Source organism: Mycobacterium sp. (genome assembly GCF_039583785.1).
Classification (GTDB): Bacteria; Actinomycetota; Actinomycetes; order Mycobacteriales; family Mycobacteriaceae; genus Mycobacterium.
On sequence record NZ_JAVKSG010000187.1, the window covers coordinates 1 to 2,167 of the forward strand.

Consider the following 2,167-nt stretch of genomic DNA (forward strand, 5'->3'; position numbering starts at 1 on the left):
GCCGCTGCTTCGCCGCCGGCTGCTCCAGCGGGGTCGCATCGGGATGTGCCACGAGATCCGGCCGGGCCGGCTGCCCCGGCCGCGTTGACCCCGCCAGGCCTAATGTCGGCCACTCCTACGCCGGCTGGCGCCAGTGTCAACCCGGCTGACGTCATGGGGCCTGTGAGCGGGGGTCTCGGTGGCTTGGGTGGTCTTGGTGGTGGCGGTGGGCACGGTGGCGGCGGCGGCGATTTGGGTTCGATGTGGAGCAACGGGCTTGGTGGCCAATCGGGTGGGCCGCAGACGTTATTTTCCGGAGACGCGCTCGGGCACCACCCGGATCCTGGCCTGCAGCAGGGTCTGAACCAGTCAGCGATGAACAGTTCGGCGGCAAGCGCGGCGGCCAGCTCGGCGGCGCAGGTGCCACTGGCGGCGAGCGCCAACGCGGCGATGGTGGCGCCGGCGGCGGCTCAAGGCATGCCGGTGACTTCGGATGCACAAGCGGCGGTGGCGGCGAGCGGCTCCGCTGCGAGCGGCATCAGCGGCGGTCATGGTGGCGGAGTGGGCAGTGCGATGAGCCCAGCTCCGATGATGTCGGATGCGGGGGCGAGCGCGTCGTCGCCGATGCCGTTGTTGCCGCCGGCGACGCCGCACCCGGCGGCACCGGTTTCGGCGACAGGGAGCGGCACAACCGGCACACCCGGCGCGTCGGGTAGCGGTTCGGGCGGCCCGGGTGTGCATCCGGCGTCGACCACCGGCGCGGGCCGGGGCGGTTTTGGTGGCGGGCCGATGATGTCGTCGCAGGCTGAGGCCGCGCCGGCGCCGATCCCGGTGTCGTCGGCGCGGGCGGAAAAAGAGGCGATCGCACAAGCCACACGGCGGCATGCCGGCGGCGATGTGCAGATGGCGTATCGGCTCGCGGCGGCGCTCAACGCGGACAACATGGTCAACAAGGGTGATTTCAATTTCTTCTGGATGACGGCGGTGAGCGCTGACGGTCAGATCGTGGTGGCCAACAGCTACGGGCTGGGCTACATTCCCGAGGTGGTCGCGCTGCCCGCGCAGGTGAGGATGGCCTCCGCTGATGCCGGTATCCCGGTGGCGGAGCGGGCCCGCTGGACGACCTATCCCAGCATTGCGCTGCAGGGGTGGGCGGCCCATCACAACACCACGCTGCGCGTGGTGATCGGCAGGGAACGGCATTTCGCCGGTATCGATCCGGGTGTGCCGACGCAGTTTATGGCCGACGAGGACATCCCGACCGGCGGCAAGATGGAGGGCCGTTCCCGGCTGGAAGTCGTTGCCCCCGCAGACGCTGCCCGGCTTACGGCGGCCGGTGACCTGGCGTTGATCGACCTGCTGCCCCCAGCCCCGGTGGACACCACCGCGCCGGCCGACCAGTGCAACACGCTGTGGTTCGACGTGATCAAGCACCTGATGAGCAGCGACCCCGATCGCGGGGCACGGCAGTTAGAGGCGTTCGCCACCTACGCCGCCCACGCCCAAGAATTGGCGCTGCGCCGGGCCCACACCTCGGTACACGCCGTCGAGCAGCGCCAGACCGTGGCCGACTGGTTGTACTGGCATCACCTTCACGGTGTGCTGGGCGAGGCGCTGGCCGGGGTGTGACGGCGCGACCGGTCACCGACCCCGGCTCGCCGCCGGGATGTGAGCCGGTGAAGCTGCCGGTCAACTCGAACACGATCGCAACCGACGCCGACGCCGTTCCCGGAGCCGCCATCAGCAGCCCTCCTCCGAGCGCGACGGCAGCGGACAGCCGTCCCGTCCGGCGCGCAACGGATTCGACTGTCATAAGTGGATCAGAGCGCAGCCCGCAGACCGCCATCAGGTGATCGCATTTCTTGCACTCTCCATGGGCGAGTGCTAAAAATGACTTGGCACTCGCGACTAGCGAGTGCTAGGTCGGGACGGTGAGGCAAGGGCCGCGTCAGCGGAGACACCCAAGCCGTCCGTCGCGGGCACTGCACCCGGCCACAGACTCGTCATCCCTAATCGGAGGAATCACTTCGCAATGGCCAAGATAATTGCGTACGACGAAGAGGCCCGTCGCGGCCTCGAGCGGGGCCTGAATGCCCTCGCCGACGCGGTAAAGGTGACGTTGGGCCCCAAGGGCCGCAACGTCGTCCTGGAGAAGAAGTGGGGCGCTCCCACGATCACCAACGATGGT

2 protein-coding genes are annotated in these 2,167 nt (G+C 69.1%); both read left to right on the top strand.

Annotated features, from left to right (window positions below; translation table 11 throughout):
- Positions 1-162: 162 nt before the first annotated feature.
- Positions 163-1,608 (top strand): hypothetical protein, encoded by a 1,446-nt coding sequence (locus ABDV69_RS21205; protein WP_343577780.1) that lies wholly within the window; start codon positions 163-165, stop codon positions 1,606-1,608.
- 403 nt (positions 1,609-2,011) lie between these two features.
- On the top strand, positions 2,012-2,167 hold a 156-nt coding region (locus ABDV69_RS21210; RefSeq protein WP_343577782.1), incomplete at its 3' end, for a hypothetical protein.